Raw genomic sequence first — 17,348 nt, 5'->3', positions numbered from 1 at the left:
ATGGGCCCATGGACGCGACGACGCTCCGGCAGACGCAGGCCCCGCTCAAGCAGCGCTACCGCGACGACCCCGGCGCCGCACTGGTGACGCTGCGCGCCGACGGTGAGCTCGACGGCTCCGGTGTCGCCTGCAGGGTGCGCACCGCGACCGCGCTCGCGGAGGCCGGCCTGCACCCGGCGACCGGCGGCGACGGCACCCAGCTGTGCTCGGGCGACATGCTGCTCGAGGCGCTCGTCGCGTGCGCCGGGGTGACGTTGCGCGCCGTCGCGACGTCGCTGGGGATCGAGGCGACCGGCACCGTGCACGCCGAGGGCGACCTCGACTTCCGCGGGACGCTCGGCGTCGACAAGGAGGCCCCCGTCGGGTTCCGCGACGTCCGGCTGCGCTTCGACCTGGTCACCGACGCCGACGACGACCAGGTCGCCACGCTGGTGAAGCTGACCGAGCGGTACTGCGTCGTCCTGCAGACGCTGCGGTCCTCCCCCGCCACGGCGGTCGAGGTGACCACCTCCGGGGGCGGCCGGTGAGGGGCGCGCAGGCGCTGCTGCACACGCTCGTCGACGGCGGTGTCGACGTCTGCTTCGCCAACCCCGGCACGTCGGAGATGCACTTCGTCGCCGCACTGGACGACGTCCCCGCCATGCGCCCGGTGCTGACGCTGTTCGAGGGCGTGGCCACCGGGGCCGCCGACGGCTACGGGCGGATGACCGGCCGGCCCGCGTCGGTGCTGCTGCACCTGGGGCCCGGGCTGGGCAACGGGCTGGCCAACCTGCACAACGCGCGCCGCGCGGGCACGCCCGTCCTCACCGTGGTGGGCGATCACTCGACCGCGCACAAGGCCTACGACGCACCGCTGGACTCCGACATCGACGCGGTCGCGGGCACGGTCTCGCGGTGGGTGCGGCGCAGCGCCACCGCCGCCGACGTCGGCGCCGACACGGCCGCGGCGGTGGCCGCCGCGCTCGGCCCGCCGAGCGGGGTCGCGACGCTCATCCTGCCCGCCGACGCGTCCTGGGACGAGGGCGGCGCACCCGCCGCGGTCGCGACGCCGGCCGCGGCCGGGCGGGGCGCGCTCGACGCCGACGCGCTGGAGGCGGCCGCGAAGGCACTCACCGGCGGCGAGCCGTGCGTGCTGCTGATCGGCGGCGACGCGGGCCTGGCCGAGGGCGCCCGCGCGGCGGCCCGGATCGCCGCCGCGACCGGGGCCACGCTGCTCGCCGAGACGTTCCCGCCGCGGGCCGAGCGCGGCGGCGGCATCCCCGCGGTGCCCCGGCTGTCCTACGTCGGCGACGCGGCCCGCCGCCAGCTCGGCGGCGCCCGTCACCTCGTCCTCGCCGGGGCCCGCAGCCCGGTGACCTTCTTCGGCTACCCGGGCCGGTCCGGCGACCTCGTGCCGGAGGGCTGCTCCGTCGTCACCGTCGCCGGCAAGGACGGGCCCGCGGCCACGGCGCTGGCGGCGCTGGCCGATCTCGTCGCCCCGGACGCCGAGGCCCCGGTCGAGCCGGGCCGCCGCCCCGACCTGCCCACCGGGGACCTGACCGCGGCCGCCGCCACCGCCGTCATCGGGGCGCTGCTGCCCGAGGGCGCGATCGTCGTCGACGAGGCGAACACCTCCGGCGTGGGCCTCGGGCCGGCGACCGCGGGCGGCCCCCGGCACGACTGGCTGACCCTGCCCGGCGGCGCGATCGGGTTCGGGACCCCGGCCGCCGCGGGTGCCGCCGTGGCCTGCCCGGACCGTCCGGTCTGGTGCCTGGCCGCCGACGGTGCCGCGATGTACACGATCTCCGCGCTGTGGACGCACGCGCGCGAGGGCCTCGACGTGACGACCGTCGTCTACAACAACGCGGCCTACGCGGTCCTGCGCGCCGAGCTCGCGCAGGTGGGCGCCCAGCTCGGCGGCGCCGGCGCGGGTGCCGCGGCCCGCAGGCTGCTCGACCTCGACGACCCGACGCTCGACTTCGTCTCCCTCGCCCGGGGCATGGGGGTGCCGGCCCGCCGGGCCCGGACCGCCGAGGAGCTCGCCGACGCGCTGCGCGCCGCCGCGGCCGAACCGGGCCCGCACCTGGTCGAGGCGCTGGTGCCGCCGGTCGCACGCTGACCGCGGACCCGCCCGCTCGTGGGGCGCGGCGGGCGCCGGGCCCGCCGCCGCAGCCGGTCGGGGCCCCGCCCGGGCTGTCACGGTCGGTCGGAGCGGCTACGGTCCGCTCATCGCCCGGACGTGGCGCTTCGGCGCGTGGTGGGCCGTTCGACGGCACTGAGCGGCAGGTCACCCGCCATACAGTGGGAGCGAAAGGTCACGCAGAGCCTCCGGTTGGGTGCAGATGACGAGATCGACGCACGACGTGTCGCCCGGCGATCACGTGTGCGCGGTCCCCCTCAGCGAGGAGCAGCTCTGGGAGGTCTCGGCCGACTTCGTCGCCGACGGACTGGACCGCAACGAGCAGGTCCTCTACTTCGACGACGGCACCGCCGAGGGCGTGCTCGGGCGCCTCGCCGACGACCACGTCGCCGTCGAGGGCCCGCTGGGTACCGGGCAGCTCGCGATCGTGCCCGCCGAGACCACCCGGGCGATCTTCCACACCCCGCTGCCGGAGGCGCGCGAGATGATGCTCGCGCGCATCGACGAGTCCGCGGCCGCGGGCTGGGCGGGCTTCCGGATGACCGGCCAGATGAGCTACGGCGTCGACCGGCAGTGGCCGACGACCTTCGTCGAGTACGACAGCGGGCTCGACGGTCTGGTCCGCGACCGCGGCATCACCGCGCTGTGCCTCTACGACCGGCGTCGCTACTCCGACGAGCAGATCGAGCGGATGCGCGACGTCCACCGGAAGGAGCTCAGCGTGCCGACCGCCTACGACGACGGCCTGCTGCGCGTCGTCCGCACCGGCCTCACCTCGGCGCGGCTCGCGGGCGAGGTCGACCACAGCAACCGGCCCGCGATCGCGCGCCTGCTCGAGTCCACCCTGGACGACGCACTGCGGTCGCACTCGGCGCCCACCGAGATCGAGCTGAACCTGGCCTCGCTGCGGTTCATCGACGTCGCGTCCGCGGTCAGCCTCGTGCACGCCGCCGAGGGCTTCCCCGACACCCACCGGCTGGTGCTCACCGACGTGCGGCCCGGCGTCGTGCGCGTGCTGGACCGTTGCGGCGCACCGTTCGCGGCGCAGCTGACGGTGCGGGAGGCCCCCGCGCGGTCGGGGGTGCCCGGCGCGATCCGCCCGGCGGGCGGCCGGCACCGCGGCGGCGGCACCGCGGGCGTCGACGCCGACGAGACCCCGCCCGACGAGACCCTGCCTGACGAGACCCTGCCCGACGAGACCCTGCCCGACGACGGACCCGCGCTGCGGGAGGCCCGGTGAGGGTCGAGACCACCCGGACCGCGTCGCCGGTCCGGCTACGGCACGCGTGCGGTGTGCACAGCGGCGCGGACGACCTCGTCGACCAGACCGCACCCGTCGTGTCCGATGCCGCCCGACGCGGCGAGACGATCGCGCTGGCCGTGGGCCCGGGCACCGAGGCGGCCCTGCGGGCGGCTGCGGGCTCGGCGCGCGTGGTCACGCTGGGTCCGGCCGTCCGCAGCCGGGGCTCCGGGCAGACCACCGCCGCCCGGCTGGCCCGGACCCTGCGGGCGCTGACGTCGGAGGCCGGGGCCGTGACCGCGGTGTCCGAGCACGACAGCGACCTCGACGGGATCGACGGCCGGTACTGGACCGAGTTCGACGCCGCGGTGAACGTCGCGCTCACCGACCTGCCGGTCAGCCTCTACTGCTTCTATCCCGAGCTGCCGCTGCACTCGGAGATCCTCTACGGCGCCCTCGCGAACCATCCGCTGGTCTTCGAGCAGGGCCGGCTGCGGCTCAACGACGGGCACCGCGCCCCGCGCGACGTGCTGGCCGGGATGCCCGCCGCCCCGCCGATCCTGCTCGGCGCACCGGACCTCGACATCGTCTTCACCGCCTGGCAGCTGCACGAGGTCCGCGCCGCGGTGACCGACCTGGCGACGGCGACGGCCTTCGACACCGCGCGCTGCGAGGACGTGGTGCTCGCGGTCAACGAGATCGCGACGAACGCCGTCGAGCACGGATCCGGCGAGGCCCGGATCGCGCTGTGGATCGCGGGCGACGGGCTGGTGGCCGAGGTGCACGACACCGGCGACACGCTGAGCGAGCCGCTCCCGGGCCTGCGCGCCCCGCACCCGGCCGACCCGCGGGGCCGCGGCGTGTGGATCGCGCGCCAGCTCTGCGACGTTCTGCACGTCTGGGCGGATCGTTCGGGCACCCACGTCCGGATGCACGCGGCGCCGTGAGCTAACATCGTTATGCGTCGCGCGACACGCCCCCTCACCTGGGCGTGAAACTGTGACGAAACGACAAGCCGAAGCCCCTTGGCAAGTCCGCGACGCCGGAGAAGACTCGGTCGCGCCCGCCGGGTGCCCGAGACGTGCTCTCAGGACCTGCCAGGGGTTTGACAACACTCGAGACATTCTCACGGGGACAGACCATGTCTGACGATCAGCGCCGATCCCGCATGCACGCACCCGGACTTCGTGTCACGGTGCTGGGTGCGTTCACCCTGACCCGGGACGGGGTGGCCGAGGCGTTGAGCGTCGATGCCCGTCGGGTGGTCGCGTATCTGGCGGTGCACCGCCGTCCCCAGCCGCTGCGCACCCTGGCGGCCGACCTCTGGCCCGGGGTGCGCCCCGACTCCGCCGCCCGGCTGCTCGCCGAGGCGCTCGACGACGTCGCGGTACCCGGGCTCCTCGTCACCGGCGGGTCCGCCGGCGAGCCGACCGTCGCGCTCGGTGCGGGGGTCGCGGTCGATCTCGACGAGGCCATGGCGCTCGTGCGGACGCTGCCCGAGCTGCCGCCGACCGAGGTCACCGAGACCGACGCGCTGCGCGCCGACATCCTGCCGTCCTGGACGGCGCCGTGGATCGCCGTCGAGCGCGAGCGCTTCCGCCAGCTGCGGCTCAACGCACTCGAGGACCTCAGCATCCGGTTCAGCGCTGCCGGCCGCCACGAGGAGGCCGTCGAGATCGCCCGGGTCGCCGTCACCGCCGCGCCCAGCCGGGAGAACGCCCGCCGCGCCCTCATCGAGGCGCACCTCGCCCAGGGCGACCTGGCCGCGGCCGTCGCCGAGTACGACGACTACCAGGAGCTGCTGCGCTCCAGCGTCGGCGGGCCCGTCGGGTCCGGTCTCGACGTGCTGTTCCCGCCGTCGCCGGCGTGGCCGGTGCTGCGCGCGTTCCGTCGTCCCGTCCCGCGCTCCGCCGTCGTCCTGCCCGGCCTGCGCGCGGGCCGGCCGCCGGCCGGTCGGCGCCTCGTCGCGGGCGGGTCGGTGCCCGGCTCCGGCCGCTGACCCGCGGCCCGCCACCGCCACACTCCCGAGCACGCCCCCACGGTCCGCCGCGGGGGCGTGTTGCGTGTCCGGGCCGGCGTCAGCGGGGACCGGCGTTGCGGCGCAACGACCACGTGAGATCGACGGCCGCGAACACCGCGAGGACGACGAGCACCACCCCGAAGAACGGGTAGTTCAGGAAGAACACCAGACCCGCGCCGACGACGAGCACCACGAGCAGCACCAGCGGCGTGCACGTGCGCATCGTGCGCAGCCGCGCGACCCTTCGCAGCCGGGCGGCCCGCTCGTCGTCGGGCGTCGGGGCGTCGGGGTCAGGAGGGGTCGCGTGCATCGCCCCCGGGTCTACCCCACGTCGACGGACACGAACACCGGACGCGCGACGCCGTCACCCGGATCGCCCAACGGGCGCTGTGTCCGGTTCACCCGACGCCGACGAACGGCACCTCGAACGAGACCTCGGTGCCCGACCTGCCGGGACGCACGACGACACCGGCCGCCACCGCGCGGATCATCGCCAGCCCGCGGCCACGGCGGCCGGGGTCGGCCGGCGGCCGGCGCCAGCGACCTCGGTCACGGACCCGCACCGCGATGACCCGGCCGTCGTGGGCGCGGCCGCCGGCCAGCAGGCACAGCGCCACCTCGACGACCGTCCCGCCCCGCCCGGCCGGCTCCGTCTCCCGGTAGGCGTGCTCGACCCCGTTGGCGGCGGCCTCGCCGACGGCGAGTTGGAGGTCGCCGACGGTGGCCTCGTCGGCGCCGAGCCCACCGGCCCAGTCGACCACGGCACGGCGCAGCCCCGACAGCCGCGCCGCATCGGCCGGGATGGTGAGGACGAGCTCGGCCGCGGGTGGCACGTCCGCTCCGTGCGCGACGTCGACGCCGCCGCTGCCGCGACGCCCACCCGTCGTGTCCCCCACCGGCCCTCGCATCCCCTCCAGGGCCGCGGGCCCCTCCGGCACGGATCCGCGTTCGACCGATGCAGCCGCAGCCCGGTTCACGCGATGTACTTCGTCAGGGGTGGCCGGGATGTGACACCGTCAAACGTGCGGCCCCCGGGCGGGGGAACCCGCGCCCGGGGTGTCGTCCCGCGTCGGACGCGCGCCGCGTGCGTCAGCCCAGCTCACGCAGCCGCGGCAGCACGTCCTCGGCGAACTGTGACAGGAACCGCTCCTGGTCGTGTCCCGGGCCGTGGAACACCAGATGCGTCAGCCCGGCGTCGACGTAGGGCGTGATCTGCGCGAGCGCCTCGTCGGGGGTCGAGGCGACGATCCAGCGCTTCGCGACCTGCTCGATCGGCAGCTCGTCGGCCAGCCGCTCCATCTCCGCAGCCGAGTCGACCGAGTGCTTCTGCTCGGCCGTCAGCGACAGCGGCGCCCAGAACCGGCAGTTCTCGAGCGCCTGGTCGGCGTCGCGGTCGTAGGACAGCTTGATCTCGATCATGCGGTCGATACCGCCGGCGTCGCGCTCCGCGGCCGCCGCGCCCTCCTGCACCGCCGGGATCAGCTTCTCGGTGTAGAGGTCCATCCCCTTGCCCGAGGTGCAGATGAAGCCGTCGCCGGAGCGACCCGCGTACTTCGCGACGACCGGCCCGCCCGCCGCGATGTAGACCGGCACCGGCTCCTTGGGCCGGTCGTAGATCTTCGCGTCGACGAGGGTGTAGTAGTCGCCGTCGACCGACACCGAGTCCTCGGTCCACAGCGCACGGATGAGCCGGACCGCCTCCCGCAGCCGGGCGAACCGTTCCTTGAACTCCGGCCACTCCCGGCCGGACACGGCGATCTCGTTGAGCGCCTCGCCGGTGCCGACGCCGAGCGCGACCCTCCCGTCGAACATCAACGCCATGGACGCGAACGCCTGCGCGATGACGGCCGGGTTGTAGCGGAACGTGGGGGTCAGCACGCTGGTGCCGATCTGCACCCGGCTCGTCCGCTCCCCCACCGCCGCCATCCAGGTGAGCGCGAACGGCGCGTGCCCGCCCGTGTCGCGCCACGGCAGGAAGTGGTCGGAGGTCCAGACGCTGTCCAGGCCGACCTCCTCGGCGCGCACCGCGTACTCGACGAGATCCCGCGGTCCGAACTGCTCCGCCGACGCCTTGTAGCCGATCCTCAGGGCCACGTACCCGTCCTCTCCGTCCGTCCACCACCGTCGCGGGGGTGCGTTGTCGTTGATACACCGCGCACCGGCTCCGGGCGCAGGGTTCGGTGAGCGGAACGACACCACCGGGTGCCGGTCGCAGCCGCGACGGGCCGTGCCGAGCCGGCACGGCGCGGTTCCCGCCTGCTCCTAGGATCGCGCACATGGCTCCCCGGGATCCCGCGCAGGTGCTCCATCAGGTCTTCGGTTACGAGGACTTCCGCGGGGACCAGCGCGAGATCGTCGAGCACGTCAGCGGCGGCGGCGACGCGCTCGTGCTCATGCCCACCGGCGGCGGCAAGTCGCTGTGCTATCAGATCCCCGCGCTGGTACGCGACGGCACGGGTGTGGTGATCTCGCCGTTGATCGCTCTCATGCAGGACCAGGTCGACGCGCTGCGGGCGCTCGGCGTGCGGGCCGGGTTCCTGAACTCCACGCAGGGCCCGCAGGAGCGCCGCGACACCGAGCGGGCGTTCCTCGACGGCGAGCTCGACCTGCTCTACCTGGCGCCGGAGCGGCTGCGGGTGGCCTCGACGGCCGACCTGCTCGACCGAGGGCGCATCGCGCTGTTCGCGATCGACGAGGCGCACTGCGTCTCCCAGTGGGGCCACGACTTCCGGCCCGACTACCTCGCGCTGTCCGAGCTGCACCGGCGCTGGCCCGACGTGCCGCGCATCGCCCTCACCGCCACCGCGACCCGCGCGACGCACACCGAGATCGCCGAACGGCTCGACCTCACCGACGCCAGGCACTTCGTCGCGAGCTTCGACCGGCCCAACATCCAGTACCGGATCGTGCCCAAGGCCGAGGAACGCCGCCAGCTGCTGGAGCTGCTGCGCGCCGAGCACGCGGGCGACGCCGGCATCGTCTACTGCCTGTCGCGGCGCAAGGTCGAGCAGGTCGCGGAGTTCCTCACCGCGCAGGGGATCACGGCGCTGCCCTACCACGCGGGGCTGGAGGCGCCGGTCCGCGCGGCCAACCAGGCGCGGTTCCTGCGCGAGGACGGCGTCGTCATGGTCGCGACGATCGCGTTCGGCATGGGCATCGACAAGCCCGACGTGCGGTTCGTCGCCCACCTCGACCTCCCCAAGTCCGTCGAGGGCTACTACCAGGAGACCGGCCGCGCGGGCCGCGACGGGCTGCCGTCGACGGCGTGGCTGGCCTACGGGCTGGGCGACGTCGTGCAGCAGCGCAAGATGATCGACGAGTCCGAGGGCGACCTGGCGCACCGCCGCCGGCTCACCCAGCACCTCGACGCGATGCTCGCCCTGTGCGAGACGGTCGAGTGCCGGCGGGTGAACCTGCTCGCCTACTTCGGCCAGGCCGGCGAGCCCTGCGGCAACTGCGACACCTGCCTGACCCCACCGCAGACGTGGGACGGCACCGTCGCCGCGCAGAAGGTGCTCTCGACGGTGTGGCGGCTGAAGAAGGAGCGCAACCAGAGCTTCGGCGCCGGGCACGTCGTCGACATCCTGCTCGGCAAGCAGAGCCCGAAGATCAGCCAGCACCGCCACGACGAGCTGTCGGTCTTCGGGGTCGGGTCCGACCTGCGCGACAGCGAGTGGCGCGCGGTGATCCGGCAGCTGCTGGCCCGCGAGCTGCTCGCGGTCGGCGGCGCGTACCAGACGCTCGCGCTCACCGAGACCAGCGGCGAGGTGCTGCGCGGCGAGCGCACGGTCGCACTGCGCCGCGATCCCGAACGCGCGGCGCGGGCCTCGCGCAGCAGGTCCGCGAGCGCCGCGGTCGCCCTGCCGGCCGAGGCGGCCGGGCTGTTCGAGCGGCTGCGCGCCTGGCGCGGCGCGGCCGCGAAGGAGCAGGGCGTCCCCGCCTACGTGATCTTCCACGACGCGACGCTCCGCGAGATCGCCACCGGCGCCCCCGCGACGCTCGCCGAGCTCGGCCGGGTCAACGGCGTCGGCGAGGCCAAGCTCGCCCGCTACGGCGAGCAGATCCTCGAGACGCTCGCCGCCGCGGGTCCGGCGTAGCGTCGTCCGCGTGGAGGCGAACGAGCGGCCACCCGTCGTGGGCCTGACGGCCTACCGGGAACGCGCGCGGTACTGGTTCTGGGACCACTCGGCCACGCTGCTGCCCGACACCTACGTCGAGATGGTCGTCGCCGCCGGTGGCGCGCCGGTGCTGCTGCCGCCGGACCCGGCAGCCGTCGGCGCCGTCGAGCGGCTCGACGCGCTCGTGATCACCGGCGGCTCCGACCTCGATCCCGCGCGCTACGGCGCGCTCCCGCACGAGAAGACCCAGCCGGCCCGGCCCGGGCGCGACGCGACGGAGCTCGCCGCGGTCCGCGCGGCCGTCGACCGCGGCATCCCGGTGCTCGGGGTGTGCCGGGGCGCGCAGGTGCTCAACGTCGCGCTCGGCGGGACCCTGCACCAGCACCTGCCCGATCTCGGGGCCACCGCCCACGGCGCCAGGCCCCCGGAGTTCGCGACCGTCGACGTGGCGCTCGACGCGGGCTCGACCGTCGGCCGGCTCCTCGGCGACCGCGTGACGGTGCGCTGCCTGCACCACCAGGCCGTCGACCTGCTCGGCGAGGGCCTGCGGGTCACCGCGCGCGCCGCGGACGGGGTCGTCGAGGCCGTCGAGCTCGGCGGGCACCCGTTCGTCGTGGGTGTGCAGTGGCATCCCGAGCAGGACGGCGCCGACCTGCGGCTGGTGCGGGGCCTCGTCGAGGCGGCCGCCCGGACGCGGGACCGGTGGGAGGCCCCCGGGCACGCCGTCAGCGGGGGCGCAGGCGCTTGAGCATCCGCGGCAGCTCGCCGGTGTGCACGACGGTCAGCCGCTGCGTCGCGCGCGTCAGCGCCACGTAGACGTCGTTGGCGCCGCGCGGTGACTCGGCCAGCACCTCGGCGGGCTCGACGAGCAGCACCGCGTCGAACTCCAGGCCCTTCGCCGCGGTGATCGTCAGGACGACGACGGGCGCGTCGAGGTCCGCGGCCTCCGGGTCGTCCGCGGCGGCATCGGCCGTGCCGGGCGCGAGCGCGGCGCGTAGCGCGTCGACCCGCGCCGCCGGGGCCAGCACCGCGACCCGGCCCTCCCCCACGGCCGCCCGCTCCTGCGCGACGAGCTCGGCCAGCACACCGTCGGCGCCGTCGAGCGACCCCGCGGCCACGGGGACGGCCCGCGGCGGGACGCCCGTGCTGCGCACCGACCGCGGCGGGGCCAGCGACGGCTCGATCTCGGCCAGCACGTCGTCGGCGATGTCGGCGATCTCGGCGGGCGTGCGGTAGTTGACGGTCAGCTGCTCGAGCCGCCACCGGTCGGCGACGAACGGGCGCAGCACCTCGCTCCACGACCGCGCACCGGACCGGTCGCCGGTCTGGGCGATGTCACCGACGATCGTCATCGACCGGCTCGGGACGCGGCGCATGATCAACCGCCACGCCATCGCCGACAGCTCCTGCGCCTCGTCGATGATCACGTGACCGTAGGTCCACTCGCGGTCGGCCTCGGCCCGGTCGGCCGTCGTGTCGTAACGCCGGACCTGCTGGCGCTCGGCGAGCCGGTCGGCGTCGACGATGTCGGTGGCGCGCAGCAGCTCCGGGTCGAGGTCCTCCTCCAGGTCGAGGACGTCCAGCACCCCCTGCGCGTACTCGACCTCCTCGCGCAACGCCGCCGCAGCGGCGGCCGCCGCCGCCGACCCGTCGTCACCGAGCAGCTCCGCGGCCTCGTCGAGCAGCGGCACGTCGGCGGGCGTCCAGCACTCGTCGGCCGGCAGGTCGTCGGGCGGGGCGGGGCGGTGGAGCAGGTCGCGGTCGGCCGGGGCCAACCGCCGCGCGACGGAGTTGAGCCGGCGCCGGTCGGCGAACAGGTCGGTCAGCAGCTGCTCGGCCGACAGCGTCGGCCACAGGGCGTCGAGCTCGCGCAGCAGCTCCGGGCTCTCCCCGAGCTCCTCGCGGATGTCCTCGAGATCGGCCTTCCCGAGCAGGCCGCGGCCGCCGAGGGTCTGCATGACCTGCTGGGCCAGCAGCCGGATCGCCTCCGTCCGGAAGATCCGCTTGGCCTCGTTGTGCGGCTTGCGGGACCGGCGGGCGCGGGTGCGGGCCTGGTTGGCGATGTCACGGTCGAGCCGCACCGGCTGCTGCTCGACGACCAGGTCGATCGGCCTGCGCGGGACCTGCTGCCGGTCGCGCACCGCGGCGGCGACCACGGCCGCCATCTCGACGCTGCCCTTCAGCTCCGCGACCTCCGGCGCTTCCACCCGGCGCGCATGCAGCCCCGGGTAGAGCCGGGCGACCGTCGCGAGCACCACGCTCGTCTCGCCCAGCGACGGCAGCACCTGCCCGATGTAGCGCAGGAACGTCGGGTTGGGCCCGACGACGAGCACGCCACGGCGGGCCAGCCGGTCGCGATGGGTGTAGAGCAGGTAGGCCGCCCGGTGCAGCGCGACGGCCGTCTTGCCCGTGCCGGGCCCGCCCTGCACCACCAGCACACCCGACGGCTTGGACCGGATGATGCGGTCCTGCTCGGCCTGGATCGTCGCGACGATGTCGCCCATCCGCCCGGTGCGCGCCTGCGACACCGCCGCCATCAACGCGGCCTCGCTCGTCAGCCCGGACTGGCCGGCGCCCACCGCGGCGTCGTTGAGGTCGAGGACCTCGTCGTCGATGGCGACGACGGTCCGCTTGCGCGTGCGCAGGTGCCGCCGCCTGCGCATACCTTCGGGCGACGCGGCCGTGGCGGTGTAGAACGGCTGGGCGGCCGGGGCCCGCCAGTCCATCAGCAGCGGCTCGTACTCGTTGTCCTCGTCGAGCAGCCCGAGCCTGCCGATGTAGCGGACCTCACCGGACTCCGCGTCGAGCCGGCCGAACGCGAGGCCGTGCTCGGCGGCCCGCAGCGCGGCGAGCCGGTCGGTGTACATCGCCGCCGCGGCGTCGCGCTCGGTCAGCGCCTGCGGGGTGCCGACGGTCTCCCCGTGCAGCACGTCCTGCAGGCGTCGGGCGGTGTCGGCGCGGCGGGCGTCGAGCCGCTGGTAGAGCATCTCGACGTAGGCTCGCTCGTGCGCGAGGGCGGCGTCGGGATCGGTGTCGGGGATCGCCGGCCGGTCCGGACCGGGTGCGGTGCTGTGGGGCGACACGCTGTGGGACACCAGGGCGACTACCTTCGCGGCGAGCAACGGGACTCCCTGCCGAACGACACGCTCCGGCCGGGCGACTGTCCAACGTACCAGCGCCCGCGTTTACCGCGGCAGCCGACGAGGGTAGGTCACGGCGTGCGCAGCCAGCCGCCGACAGGCCGTCGTGTCTGACCCTGCCGACCCCGCCGCCGCCGGGGATCCCGAGCCGGCGGGCGTGGCGGCGCCCGGCGGCCCACCGGGCCGCGCGGCGGGCCCCGGTGCCGAGGTGCCCGAGACCGGGAGCTCGACCTACGACCACCTCGCCCCCCTGTTCGACGAGCTCGCCACCATGACCGCCGACGACCCACGCCGGACGACGCTGCGCGAGCGGCTCGTCACCGGGCACCTGCCCGTCGTCCGGCACATCGCGCGCCGGTTCGCGGGCCGCGGCGAACCCGTGGACGACCTGGAGCAGGCCGGCACCGTCGGGCTGATCAACGCCGTCGACCGCTTCGACCCCGCCCGCGGGGTGGACTTCCTGTCCTATGCCGTCCCGACGATCACCGGTGAGGTCCGCAGGCACTTCCGCGACCGCACCTGGTCGATGCGGGTGCCGCGGCGGCTCAAGGAACTGCAGAGCTCGATCAACTCCGCCGTCGGGGGCCTGGCCCAGGAGCTCGGCCGGGCGCCGCGCCCGTCGGAGATCGCCGACCGCATCGGGCGCGACGTCGACGAGGTGATCGAGGGCCTCGAGGCCCGCCAGGTCTACCGCTCCACCTCGCTCGACGAGCTCGTCGCCGACTCCGACGCCATGCTGTCGGAGACGCTCGGCATCGCCGACGCGGAGCTGGAGAAGGTCGACTACCGGCAGACCCTCGCGCCCCTGCTCGACGAGCTCCCCACCCGCGAACGCACCATCCTCGTCCTGCGGTTCTTCGCGGGCATGACCCAGACCCAGATCGCCGACGAGGTCGGGGTCTCCCAGATGCACGTCTCCCGGTTGCTGGCACGGACGCTGGCCCGGCTGCGCCGCCGGCTGGGCGCCGGCTGACCCGCGCCCCGCGGGTCAGCCGGGGTGCCGGCGCCGGGGGCTGCGGCCGTGGGGCTGCTCCACCGGCTCCGGCATGGGCACCGCCGGCATGTCCCGCACCACCGGCGCGTCGGCCAGCGCGAGCGGCTCGCCGTGGTGCCGCAGCCGCATCGGCGGCCCGCTGACCAGCCGGTACTCGACCTCGTCCGGCGTGATCGTCACCCGCAGCGACCGGCCCTGGTACTTCAGCCCGAACGAGATGCGCGACAGCGCCGACGGCAGCCGGGGCGCGAAGGAGATGCCGTCGCGGTCGGTGCGCATCCCGCCGAACCCGCTGGCCACCGCCGTCCACGTGCCGGCCATCGACGCGATGTGCATGCCGTGGTCGGTGTTGCCGGCCAGGTCGCCCAGGTCGACGAGCGCGGCCTCGGCGAAGTAGTCGAACGCCAGGTCCAGGTGCCCGGTCCAGGCCGCGACGACGGCCTGGGTCGCCGCCGACAGCGACGAGTCCCGGACGGTGATCGCCTCGTAGTACGCGAAGTTGCGAGCCATCTGCTCGGGTGTGAAGGCGTCGGGCTGAAGCTGCATCGCCAGCACGAGATCGGCCTGCTTGATCACCTGCTTGCGGTACAGGTCGAAGTACGGGTAGTGCAGCAGCAGCGGGTACTTCGACGCCGGGGTGCCCTCGAAGTCCCACATCTGGTGGTCGGTGAAACCCTCGGCCTGCGGGTGCACACCGAGGACCTCGTCGAACGGGATGCGCATCGACGACGCCGCGTCGCGCCAGCTCGCCATCTCCTCGGCGTTGACGCCCAGCCGGGCCGCGGGCCGCGGGTGCTTGGCCGCGACCTCCGCCGCGTGGCGCAGGTTCAGCTGCGCCATCAGGTTCGTGTAGACGTTGTTGTCGACGATCGCGGAGTACTCGTCGGGCCCGGTGACCCCGTCGATGCGGAACTCGCCCGCCGCGTCGTGGTGGCCCAGCGAGCGCCACAGCCGGGCCGTCTGCACCAGCAGCTCCAGCCCGACCTCGCGTTCGAACTCGATGTCGCCGGTCGCGGCGACGTGGCGGCGCACGGCGTCGGCGATGTCGGCGTTGATGTGGAACGCCGCCGTGCCCGCCGGCCAGTACCCGGAGCACTCGTGGCCGCGGATGGTCCGCCACGGGAACGCCGCCCCCGCGAGACCGAGCTGCTCGGCGCGCTCCATGGCCTGCGGCAGGATCGACCGCCGCCAGCGCAGCGCGTCGGCCGCGGCGTCCGGCGCCAGGTGCGAGAGCACCGGCAACGCGAACGTCTCCGTGTCCCAGAACGTGTGGCCGTCGTAGCCGTCGCCGGTGAGCCCCTTCGCGCCGATCGCGCGCCGCTCGGCACGGGCGCCTGCCTGCAGGACGTGGAACGTCGCGAGCCGGATCGCCTGCTGCAGCTCGGCGTCACCGTCGATCTCGACGTCGGCGGTGATCCAGAAGTCGTCGAGGTACTGGCGCTGCTCGGCGAGCAGCCCCTCCCAGCCGGTGAACCGGGCCGCGGCCAGCGCGGCGCGCACCTGGTCGTGCACCGCGGGCAACGACCGCCGCGACGACCAGCCGTAGGACAGGTACTTGACGATCCGCAGCGTCTCCCCCGGCACGATCCGGGCGATCACCGTGGTGCGGCCGATGTCCTCTGTCGCCTCCGACGACATCTTCGTCGACCCCGGGCCGTAGACCTCGTGGTCCATCGCCGCGGCCAGCCGCAGTCCGGACTGGCGCGTCTGGTGCACCAGCGTCGCGCCGGCCTCCTCGCTGCGGTGCTGCTCGGCGACGAGCGGCTCCGCGAGCGCGGCCTCCACGCGGGGATCGCCGTTCGCCCGCTGCGGGAGCTGCTCGTTGGCGACGAGCTCGGACTGGACGACGAGCGTCGTCGGTCCGTCGAGCACCTCCACCTCGTAGCAGATCGCGGCGATCGCGCGCTGGGTCAGCGACACCAGGCGCGTGCTGCGCACCCTGATGGCCCGGTCGGCGGGCGAGACCCACTCGACCTCGCGGGTCAGGGTGCCCGCCTGCAGGTCGAGCACCCGTTCGTGACGACGCAGCTGCCCGTAGCGCAGGTCGAACGGTTCGTCGTCGACCAGCAGCCGGATCAGCTTGCCGTTGGTGACGTTGATGATCGTCTGCCCGGACTCCGGGTAGCCGTACCCGCCCTCGGCGTAGGGCAGCGGGCGGCGCTCGTAGAGCGAGTTGAGGTAGGTACCGGGGATGGCGTGCGGCTCCCCCTCGTCGAGGTTGCCACGCATGCCGATGTGCCCGTTGGACAGCGCGAACACCGACTCCGTCTGCCCCATCGCCTCCAGGTGCAGCGCCGGTTCACGCACGCACCAGGGCTCGACGGTGAACGGGCGCCCGTTCTCGGCGGCGGTCATCGGCCGTCCTCGAGCAGCTCGGCCAGGTCGTCGACGACGACCGTGGCGCCGTGCTCGCGCAGGCCGTCGGCCTGGTCGAGCCGGTTCACCCCGACGACGGCGACGAACCCGCCCGCGCGACCGGCCGCCACGCCGGCCAGCGCGTCCTCGAACACGACGGCCTCGTCGACACCGACGCCCAGGTCGGCGGCCGCGGCGAGGAAGGTGTCCGGCTCCGGCTTGCCGGGCAGCGACCGCTCCTTCGCCGTGACGCCGTCGACCCGGTGGTCGATGTAGCGCGCCAGGTCGGCCACCTCGAGCACCTGCTCGGCGTTCGCCGACGACGACACCACCGCCGTCTTCATGCCGGCCGCCCGCACCGCCTCGAGGTAGCGCACCGAGCCGGGGTAGACGTCGACGCCCTGCGTGCGGATCTTCTCCTGCACCATGTCGTTCTTCCGCGACGCCAGCGCGTACACGGTCTCGGCCCCCGGGTCGTCGCCCGGGCCGCCCGCGGGCAGCTCGATGCCGCGCGACCGCAGGAACATCGCGGTGCCCTCCAGCCGGGGCCTGCCGTCGACGTACGGGCCGTAGTCCGCGGTCAGGTCGAACGGGCGGAACGGCTCACCCGTGCGCTGCGCGCGCGCTCGGAGATAGTCGTCGAACATCTGCTTCCACGCGGCGGCATGCACGCTGGCGGTGTCGGTGAGGACACCGTCCAGATCGAACAGGCACGCGCGCGCGGCGTCGGGCAACCCCAGCATGGAGCGCACGGTATCCCCCGATCATCACGGCTGCGCGTCGGCCGGTGAACAGCGGCGCATCACACCTGCGCCGGCGCGAGCGGCACCGTCCAGCGCTGTGCCGTGGCCTCCTCGGCGACAGTGACGACGCACGTCGAGCCCTCCATCGCCGCGTGCACGCTGACGGCGCCGCCCTCGGGCCGCGGCTCGACGACCTCCTGCACCACGGACCGCACCCGGACCAGCACCGACAGCGGGACGACCGGCACGTCGTCGAGGCCCTCGTCGGTGGTGACCGAGGCGGTCAGCCGCTTGCCGAACCGGGCTCGCTCGAGCTCGAGGTAGGCGCGGACGGTGTCGAGCTCGTCGCGCAGCCCGATCGTCTCCTCGGCCGGCCGGTCGGCGGCCCGGGTCAGGTCCGCGAAGCCGAGAAGCAGGTCGCGCGCCCGGCCGGGGTCGGTGCGCACGAGCGAGGCGATCGTGTTGAGGGAGTTGTAGACGAAGTGCTGCTCGAGCCTGCGGGCGTGGACCCGGGCCTCCGACGGGAGCGCGGCGGGTGCGGCGCCCGCACCGGGTCCCGGCGGCGCCTGCTCCGCAGCGGTGCCCGCGCCGGTCCGGTCGCCCCTCTCCCGGTCCAGGT

The 17,348-nt window shown here is 74.8% G+C and carries 15 protein-coding genes; 8 read left to right on the top strand and 7 right to left on the bottom strand.

What is annotated here, in order from left to right; all coding sequences use genetic code 11:
• The first annotated feature begins 8 nt into the window (after positions 1 to 8).
• From PSD17_RS06480 to PSD17_RS06460, 5 genes are all read left to right on the top strand, one after another.
• Complete coding sequence (locus tag PSD17_RS06480; protein ID WP_013675275.1) at positions 9 to 527, top strand: OsmC family protein; 519 nt, start codon at positions 9 to 11, stop codon at positions 525 to 527.
• A complete protein-coding gene (locus PSD17_RS06475; RefSeq protein WP_339122133.1) occupies positions 524 to 2,098 on the top strand; it encodes an acetolactate synthase large subunit in 1,575 nt (524 codons plus the stop codon). Before PSD17_RS06480 ends, PSD17_RS06475 begins: the two co-directional genes overlap by 4 nt.
• A gap of 223 nt (positions 2,099 to 2,321) precedes the next feature.
• Positions 2,322 to 3,359, top strand: a complete 1,038-nt coding sequence (locus PSD17_RS06470) for an MEDS domain-containing protein (RefSeq protein ID WP_339122132.1) — start codon at positions 2,322 to 2,324, stop codon at positions 3,357 to 3,359.
• Positions 3,356 to 4,306 (top strand): ATP-binding protein, encoded by a 951-nt coding sequence (locus PSD17_RS06465; protein ID WP_013675272.1) that lies wholly within the window; start codon positions 3,356 to 3,358, stop codon positions 4,304 to 4,306. The genes PSD17_RS06470 and PSD17_RS06465 overlap by 4 nt, the downstream gene beginning before the upstream one ends.
• Positions 4,307 to 4,500: 194 nt before the next feature.
• Positions 4,501 to 5,358, top strand: a complete 858-nt coding sequence (locus PSD17_RS06460; RefSeq protein ID WP_013675271.1) for an AfsR/SARP family transcriptional regulator — start codon at positions 4,501 to 4,503, stop codon at positions 5,356 to 5,358.
• A 79-nt stretch (positions 5,359 to 5,437) separates the two neighbouring features.
• Here the strand turns inward: PSD17_RS06460 and PSD17_RS06455 are convergent, their stop codons facing one another.
• The 3 genes from PSD17_RS06455 to fgd all read right to left on the bottom strand — a co-directional run bounded on the left by PSD17_RS06455 (position 5,438) and on the right by fgd (position 7,473).
• Positions 5,438 to 5,689 carry a hypothetical protein gene (locus PSD17_RS06455; protein ID WP_013675270.1) on the bottom strand — a complete coding sequence of 84 codons (252 nt, stop codon included), beginning with the start codon at positions 5,687 to 5,689 and terminating at the stop codon, positions 5,438 to 5,440.
• An 88-nt stretch (positions 5,690 to 5,777) separates the two neighbouring features.
• Positions 5,778 to 6,275: an ATP-binding protein gene (locus PSD17_RS06450; protein ID WP_158703415.1), complete on the bottom strand. Its 498-nt coding sequence runs from the start codon at positions 6,273 to 6,275 to the stop codon at positions 5,778 to 5,780.
• Positions 6,276 to 6,468: 193 nt separating this feature from the next.
• The gene (fgd, locus tag PSD17_RS06445; protein ID WP_103382242.1) at positions 6,469 to 7,473 is read right to left on the bottom strand and encodes a glucose-6-phosphate dehydrogenase (coenzyme-F420); all 1,005 of its coding nucleotides are present in this window, start codon (positions 7,471 to 7,473) and stop codon (positions 6,469 to 6,471) included.
• Positions 7,474 to 7,655: 182 nt separating this feature from the next.
• Between fgd and recQ the strand changes: the two genes are divergently transcribed.
• Both recQ and PSD17_RS06435 read left to right on the top strand, forming a co-directional pair.
• Positions 7,656 to 9,476, top strand: a complete 1,821-nt coding sequence (gene recQ, locus PSD17_RS06440) for a DNA helicase RecQ (RefSeq protein WP_013675267.1) — start codon at positions 7,656 to 7,658, stop codon at positions 9,474 to 9,476.
• Between the two features lie 10 nt (positions 9,477 to 9,486).
• On the top strand, positions 9,487 to 10,245 hold the full coding sequence (locus PSD17_RS06435) for a gamma-glutamyl-gamma-aminobutyrate hydrolase family protein (protein WP_339122131.1): 759 nt from the start codon (positions 9,487 to 9,489) through the stop codon (positions 10,243 to 10,245).
• Here PSD17_RS06435 and PSD17_RS06430 read toward each other — a convergent pair.
• The gene (locus tag PSD17_RS06430; RefSeq protein ID WP_083845444.1) at positions 10,223 to 12,484 is read right to left on the bottom strand and encodes a HelD family protein; all 2,262 of its coding nucleotides are present in this window, start codon (positions 12,482 to 12,484) and stop codon (positions 10,223 to 10,225) included. The genes PSD17_RS06435 and PSD17_RS06430 overlap by 23 nt on opposite strands.
• A gap of 259 nt (positions 12,485 to 12,743) precedes the next feature.
• Between PSD17_RS06430 and PSD17_RS06425 the strand changes: the two genes are divergently transcribed.
• Positions 12,744 to 13,610, top strand: coding sequence for a SigB/SigF/SigG family RNA polymerase sigma factor (locus tag PSD17_RS06425; RefSeq protein WP_445260994.1), 867 nt, complete (start codon positions 12,744 to 12,746; stop codon positions 13,608 to 13,610).
• A gap of 15 nt (positions 13,611 to 13,625) precedes the next feature.
• Here the strand turns inward: PSD17_RS06425 and PSD17_RS06420 are convergent, their stop codons facing one another.
• The 3 genes from PSD17_RS06420 to PSD17_RS06410 form a co-directional block, all read right to left on the bottom strand.
• The gene (locus PSD17_RS06420) at positions 13,626 to 15,986 is read right to left on the bottom strand and encodes a glycoside hydrolase family 65 protein (RefSeq protein WP_013675263.1); all 2,361 of its coding nucleotides are present in this window, start codon (positions 15,984 to 15,986) and stop codon (positions 13,626 to 13,628) included.
• Positions 15,983 to 16,729 (bottom strand): beta-phosphoglucomutase family hydrolase, encoded by a 747-nt coding sequence (locus PSD17_RS06415; RefSeq protein ID WP_013675262.1) that lies wholly within the window; start codon positions 16,727 to 16,729, stop codon positions 15,983 to 15,985. The genes PSD17_RS06420 and PSD17_RS06415 overlap by 4 nt, the downstream gene beginning before the upstream one ends.
• Positions 16,730 to 16,788: 59 nt before the next feature.
• A partial coding sequence (locus PSD17_RS06410) for a histidine kinase (RefSeq protein ID WP_339122130.1) occupies positions 16,789 to 17,348 on the bottom strand: 560 nt, incomplete at its 5' end.

This window comes from Pseudonocardia sp. D17, from assembly GCF_036984265.1.
GTDB lineage: Bacteria > Actinomycetota > Actinomycetes > Mycobacteriales > Pseudonocardiaceae > Pseudonocardia > Pseudonocardia benzenivorans.
This window is presented reverse-complemented; position numbering and strand designations above follow the sequence as displayed.